Source organism: Nitrobacter sp. Nb-311A (assembly GCF_000152905.1).
Lineage (GTDB): Bacteria > Pseudomonadota > Alphaproteobacteria > Rhizobiales > Xanthobacteraceae > Nitrobacter.
In genome coordinates, this window is the sequence record NZ_AAMY01000007.1 from 132,105 (window position 1) to 138,366 (window position 6,262).

Sequence of the window (6,262 nt, forward strand, 5' to 3'; positions counted from 1 at the left end):
GAAGGATTCCCGTCTTCGCGGATCGCACCGACCTCGACTCACACGAGCCCGAGTCCTGGAAACTCACTTCAACCGATCGACCGGAGCGTTCTCAACCGAAATATTATTCGGGCTCGGCCTGTTCCGGTCACGTCCAGATTCGGAGGAAAACACGGGCAATCAAAATCATACAGCGCGCTCGCGCTTCCCCGAGAAACGAAGACTCAATCCCCCGCCGTCTCGTCATCGTCGGTCTCACGCTCAGGGCTACCGGCCAGAATCTGCTCGGCGATCAGTCCTGAATTCTGCCGGATAGCCATCTCGACCTTGGCGGTGATGTCGGGATTGGCCCGCAAGAACGCTTTCGCGTTTTCGCGGCCCTGCCCCATACGCTGACTGTCATAGGAGAACCAGGCGCCGGATTTTTCGACGATGCCTGCCTTGACGCCGAGATCGAGGATTTCTCCCATCTTGGAGATGCCCTCGCCGTACATGATGTCGAACTCGACCTGCTTGAAAGGCGGCGCCAGCTTGTTCTTCACGACCTTGACGCGGGTCTGATTACCGACGACCTCGTCGCGCTCCTTGATCGCTCCGATGCGGCGGATGTCGAGGCGTACGGAGGCATAAAACTTCAGCGCATTGCCACCGGTTGTGGTCTCCGGCGAACCATACATCACCCCGATCTTCATACGGATCTGGTTGATGAAGATTACCATCGTATTGGACTTGTTGATCGAGGCGGTGAGTTTACGCAGCGCCTGGCTCATCAGCCGCGCCTGCAATCCGGGCAGCGCATCGCCCATCTCGCCCTCGAGTTCGGCGCGCGGCACCAGTGCCGCGACCGAGTCGATAATCAGTACATCCACAGCGCCCGAGCGCACCAGCGTATCGGCGATTTCCAGCGCCTGCTCGCCATGATCAGGCTGCGATATCAGGAGGTCGTCGACATTCACACCGAGCTTGCGGGCATAGACCGGATCAAGCGCATGCTCGGCGTCGATGAAGGCGCAGATGCCGCCCTTTTTCTGCGCCTCGGCGACGGCATGCAGCGCCAGCGTGGTCTTGCCCGAGGACTCCGGCCCGTAGACTTCCACGATGCGTCCTTTGGGCAGGCCGCCGACGCCCAGCGCAATGTCGAGGCCGAGCGAGCCCGAGGAGACCACCTCCACATCCATGGACTTGTCGTTCTTGCCCAACTTCATCACCGAGCCCTTGCCGAACTGGCGTTCGATCTGTGACAGCGCGGCGGACAGGGCCTTGGACTTATCCATGGAGGATCCTTCGACGATACGCAGGGCAGCTTGAGACATAGGCCGGGCTCCTTATGAACGGGATTCGCGGGCGGGACAACGAATGGCGCCGTGATTGATCCGATGGAAGTATGTACCCTATTTGTTCTAAGTTCGCAATATGTTCTTTTGGTGCTGGGGGTACTGGCCTGTTTCGACCCCTAGTGGCCTAGTTTGATTTTGGGGGTGGCCTGATTTGATAAATTAGTGCCGGTTCATATTAGGGCTTGAAGGTGTTCGATTATTTCTATGTGCTTTTCAGTCGTCATGCTTGCCTGACTAAAATAGCGATTCTGGTCGTAGGGCACGTCAACTCGACGGCCAATGCTAAATGAATTTGGAGTTACGCCTGGCATAGGACCGAGACCTTTAGTCTTGTCCGGGTTGAAGGCGATACTCAGAAACTGAGCATTTCCCTTCGCGCTCGAAGCTGAAATCATGTCCAAGAATGATTTAGGCACGATGTTGTCCAAGGACTTATCTAAATCCACCACGATCGTGCTGAGGTAGTGATGCAACGGTGTCGTTGTCGGCGGTCGGATTCCGAAAGAGAATGCAATCTCTAGCGTTCTTTGCAGGACCGCTTCTGCGACGGACGTTCGTCCTTGAACATTCACGTTGATTCCATCGTTGTAGAGGACGAGCTTAGGGATGGAGTTTACCTGCCCTCCATCACGATAGAATCCATTTATAAAATCGAAGCCACCGCCATCCGCCACCTGTTTCGGAAGGTCACTGAATTCAAATGCCTTAGCTATTGTCGTAATAAAAGAAGGACCGTCCCATCCTTCCGTAGGCCGCAACTCGTCAGCAAGTGATATCCACCATGCTTGAGAATCTATAGTCTGTATCTTCATCGCGCGCCTACAGCCAAGAGTTTCTCTTGAGCAGCATTCTGGTTGGCAGCCCGTGCCGCACCTGCCTTCTGCTGATCTTCCAACATCATTCGAGTGAAAGCTTCTGCGGTCTGGCTTCGAACTGCACGTTTGTTCAACAGCCGGTTCGCATCAAATCCTCTTTTTCTCATGGCGCTGGGGGACATATTGGACATCCGCGACAACCAGTCATCCCATTCCACAAACTGGACGAGCAAAGGGAGGTCATACGCGATCGCAATTTCCAAGCATGTTTGTAGGCTAAGTTTCCCGTAGTCTGGGTCTTCGAGCCTAGAAATCACGCTCTGGGTTTTCTCAGCCTCTCTAGCTAGATCAGCCTGATTCCACCCTCGTTGTTCTCTGAGCGCGCGTATTTGAAAGGCGATATACGAGCGCACCTGATCCATCATGTACTCTTGACGGAATTCCTTGTCCGTCAATTCCCGGACAAGTTCTTCACTGAAGTGGGAGCCAGAATGGGCAGCATCTGAAAGCATCACGTTCGATTTCCCTCTTTCTGCTCTCGGCTATTTCGGCTGCACGCCTCGGAACAAACTTGTCGTCTTTTTCTTCAGCGCAGATCACGATCGTGAAAATCATTCCCGGACTAAAAAACCCGAGAGGTCGATGTTGAACACCATCAACGTTGAACCGAACTTCGCCTAATTCGTATCCGCGCAACAGATCGAACGGTTCCCGCCTCCAGCCCGCTCTTGGCGTCTGAGCGAGAAATCGAATTCGCAGAAGAAACTTGGCGCGGCAGCGAACCGATTGCTCGTCGTACCAGCTTCGAATCTCATCGACACCGCGCTCCGAGACGTACGATCTAATCGTCCAAAGCACCGGCATCAGCAATATCGCATTTTTGTGATTCACCCGCAAGACTCTATTGACGACATATCGCAAATTTGCGATATAGTGAACGAGTCGCTAAAAAACCCACCTAACCTATTGGTAAGGCGGGTTTTTAAGGGCGATGGGGGTAGCAGGTCGCCGGGTCAGCCCTTACCAAGCACGTCCGGTCGGTTCAATTCCGACTACCTCCACCAGAAGTGGGACCGCTTTGGCTGCAACCGCAGCGGCCCCGATCAACCGCACCGGGGATGAGCCCGAAGCGAATGACCACCTAGCAAATATACGCTCTGCAAGGCGTTTTTGCTAGAGTTTCGCTGAAAGCCATCCCCTTCAATCCGAAGGATGAGCTTCGTGAACGTACTTCCCCGCGAAAAGCAGATTGAAGTCATTGCCGCCCTTTGCGAAGGCGTCGGCATCCGTACCGCTGCGCGCCTGACCGGCGTCAACCGTGGCACCGTTGGCAGCCTCGCCTATCGCGTCGGCATGGGCTGCATGGAGCTTCACGACCGCATGATGGTCGGTGTCCGTACCGAACGTCTAGAGCTTGATGAGGCGTGGTCGTTCGTCGGCAAGAAGCAGAAGAACGTCAAAAAGCATGAGATAGCGGCGAAGGGCGATCAGTACATCTTCATCGGCATGGCTGGAACGCAAAAGGCGATCATTAGCTGGGGCGTTGGTAAGCGGAACACCGAAAGCACGATGGACTTCCTGCATGACCTGCGCAGCCGTGTCATTGGCCAGCCGGAGATTTCAACGGACGGCTTCCACCCCTACCGCATGGCGATCCGCGATGCCTTCGGGGCGAACGCTTCCCATGGCGTCATCGTAAAGACCTACTCGGTAACGCACCTCGTAAAGGAAGCGCAGGGCCGGTACTCGCCCGCCGCCGTAGTAGCTGTAAGCCGTGACGTAGTATCGGGCGATCCTGAGCAGTACGTTTCAACGAGCTACGTTGAACGGCAGAACCTTTCGCTGCGCATGAGCAGCCGTCGTTTCACTCGCCTAACCAATGGCTTTTCAAAGAAGCTGGACAATCACGTTGCGGCGGTAGCGCTGTATGTCGCGCACTACAATCTCTGCCGCGTCCATGAAGCATTGCGCACGACGCCAGCAAAGGCCATTGGCGTTGCGGATCGGGCTTGGAGCATTGGTCAGCTTGTGGACGCGGTACTCGCTGTAGCGCCAGCCTTGCCGACTGAGACACCCCCGGATCGGCGGCGGAAGTTCACGGTAATTCAGGGCGGGAAGCACTAAACTATTGCAGAATCAATATCTTGCTGATATAGATGTGCAATTGTTTTGGCCTGTATTTGGATTATCTTATCAACATGCCCAAGGACTTAGGCCGCCCAACAGACATTGCTAAGTGGTTCATCAATCGCGCAGACCGTGAGGCCGGCGACGATATGACTCATCTCAAGCTCCAAAAGCTCATCTATTTCTCGCAGGCTTGGCACCTTGCCAATTTTAATAAACCTCTTTTCCAAGAGGACATCGAAGCTTGGGCGCACGGACCAGTTGTGCCTTCTGTTTGGCATCAGTACAAAGAGTATAGATGGGGTTCAATCCCACCGATAACTGATGACTTCGACGTGGACGCAAACGTAGCAGGTTACCTTGACAAGATTTACGCCCGGTACGGCGAATTGAGCGGAAAGGCTCTTGAGCGCCTAACGCACGAGCACGCGCCTTGGAGAGAAACTCGCGGCGATTTGCCTCCTGAGGCGAAGTGCACGGATACTATCAGCAAGAATTTGATGCGTGATTTTTATGCCGAGCGAATTGGAAAAAACTGGGATTGATCAAGCTGCGGTTTCTATTGAGGAACCATTGCCCGCCGAGCCGTTGATTTCTGAAAGCGACCTCGCAAAGCATTTCGTAAAACAAAGTGTATCGATAAGCCTCAAATATTATTTGAGGTCCTGCGAGTGTTTTTCTGAATGGCAAAAGGGCGATCTTAAAAAATTCAGCTCAGCGATTGATAAGATCAGGGGCTATGACGCCGACCAGCTTCAACGAACACAATCGTTATGCGGCATTCACAAGGGCGAGCCAAAATACGCTCGTTTTCGTCGGCCAGAGACTATCAGCGACGACATTGTCTTTCACGAAATAAAAATCGATCCAAGCAATAAGGCCAGAGCGCACGGCTTCTTCGTCGAGGGCGTATTCTTTCTGGTTTGGCTCGACCGTAACCACGAATGCTTTGAAGAGTAGTGGCCTACTTTGCCTCAGCGAGTGGCCTATTTCGGCCAGTACCGTGCTGGGGGGTACTGTCCGTATTTAAGCCCTTGTGTCCTAATTCGAATCAGGAAGTGTCCTAGTTTGAGTGAGGAGTTGGAACGAAAGAAGCCGCCTCAGTGGGGCGGCCTCTTTCACAGCGGTTCTTTCTTTTCCTTAGGCCCTTCAAGCGGTAGGGGCAACGTGTCTCCAAATCGCGGCTTTACCCTGTCCAGCTTATGGATGAAATCGTCGTAGTCATCGCTAAGTTGCATGGTGGTCACGACTGCTGCCAAATGTTCACGTAATTTTGGATGGCCGATATCATCCGTCAGTCTGCGATGCAGTTGGTGCTTGTGACGCCCATCCGGCGCGCGGGGCGTTGCCGCTTTCAATTCTTCCATCACGCCGGGCGCGAGACGCGCGTAGATGATATCGTTCGTAAGATGCCCGAAATAACGCGGACGTTTCACAGTATCGCGCGGATATTTCAATCCGCGAAGTCGAAATAGTTCGGAATAAAATTCATCTGGGAACGTTCTCACCCATGGGCGCAGTTCCTTAGCGATGAACTCCTCAAGGATTCGCGCTAGCGCGTCTTTCGCTCGGCTATGCTGAAAGCCTGTCGCTTCGTCGACAAGTGCTATGATCCCCACGTTCGCGAGCGCGCGCATCAGCAAATCAGCAGCAGCGATCATTTTTTCATATCGCGCTGGTACATCCTTCTTTTGTCTCAAAGTGTCGTCGCGGAATTTCAGGTAAACTTCCGCGACTTGCGGAAGCAGTCGCGCATCATATCCGACCCCCTTTGTCCCGGATTTTGTGCGGTAAAATATGGGGTTCGTCGACATCGCTAACTCTTCGGAAATAAAGGGTTTTAGCGCTTCGGCTTGCAAAAAGAAGGGCAGTTCGTCGACCGTTGAAAGGACGCCTGTTCCTGCTTTTGGCGATCGTGATCGTCCAAGTGCCCGCAAAAATGCTGCCTGCGTGATGATCCTGGTTCCGTTTGGCAAAACTGCGCAGGAGATTTGTGTGCCCCCG

Annotated in this window: 7 protein-coding genes; 3 read left to right on the forward strand and 4 right to left on the reverse strand. The window is 53.8% G+C overall.

Annotation, left to right across the window (positions count from 1 at the left end):
* Positions 1-203 precede the first annotated feature (203 nt).
* The 3 genes from recA to NB311A_RS04160 form a co-directional block, all read right to left on the reverse strand.
* Positions 204-1,292 carry a recombinase RecA gene (gene recA, locus NB311A_RS04150; protein WP_009797203.1) on the reverse strand — a complete coding sequence of 363 codons (1,089 nt, stop codon included), beginning with the start codon at positions 1,290-1,292 and terminating at the stop codon, positions 204-206.
* A 194-nt stretch (positions 1,293-1,486) separates the two neighbouring features.
* A complete protein-coding gene (locus NB311A_RS04155) occupies positions 1,487-2,128 on the reverse strand; it encodes a hypothetical protein (RefSeq protein WP_009797204.1) in 642 nt (213 codons plus the stop codon).
* Positions 2,125-2,643: a helix-turn-helix transcriptional regulator gene (locus tag NB311A_RS04160; protein WP_083780371.1), complete on the reverse strand. Its 519-nt coding sequence runs from the start codon at positions 2,641-2,643 to the stop codon at positions 2,125-2,127. The genes NB311A_RS04155 and NB311A_RS04160 overlap by 4 nt, the downstream gene beginning before the upstream one ends.
* Before the next feature lie 700 nt (positions 2,644-3,343).
* Here NB311A_RS04160 and NB311A_RS21215 point away from each other — a divergent pair.
* The 3 genes from NB311A_RS21215 (at position 3,344) to NB311A_RS04180 (ending at position 5,218) form a co-directional block, all read left to right on the forward strand.
* Complete coding sequence (locus NB311A_RS21215) at positions 3,344-4,255, forward strand: hypothetical protein (protein ID WP_009797207.1); 912 nt, start codon at positions 3,344-3,346, stop codon at positions 4,253-4,255.
* Between the two features lie 74 nt (positions 4,256-4,329).
* Complete coding sequence (locus tag NB311A_RS04175; protein WP_040673922.1) at positions 4,330-4,803, forward strand: Panacea domain-containing protein; 474 nt, start codon at positions 4,330-4,332, stop codon at positions 4,801-4,803.
* On the forward strand, positions 4,772-5,218 hold the full coding sequence (locus NB311A_RS04180; protein ID WP_009797209.1) for a hypothetical protein: 447 nt from the start codon (positions 4,772-4,774) through the stop codon (positions 5,216-5,218). The genes NB311A_RS04175 and NB311A_RS04180 overlap by 32 nt, the downstream gene beginning before the upstream one ends.
* A gap of 158 nt (positions 5,219-5,376) precedes the next feature.
* On the opposite strand, the gene NB311A_RS04185 is transcribed toward NB311A_RS04180, so the two are convergent.
* The coding region (locus NB311A_RS04185; RefSeq protein ID WP_040673924.1) for a P63C domain-containing protein at positions 5,377-6,262 on the reverse strand (886 nt) is incomplete at its 5' end.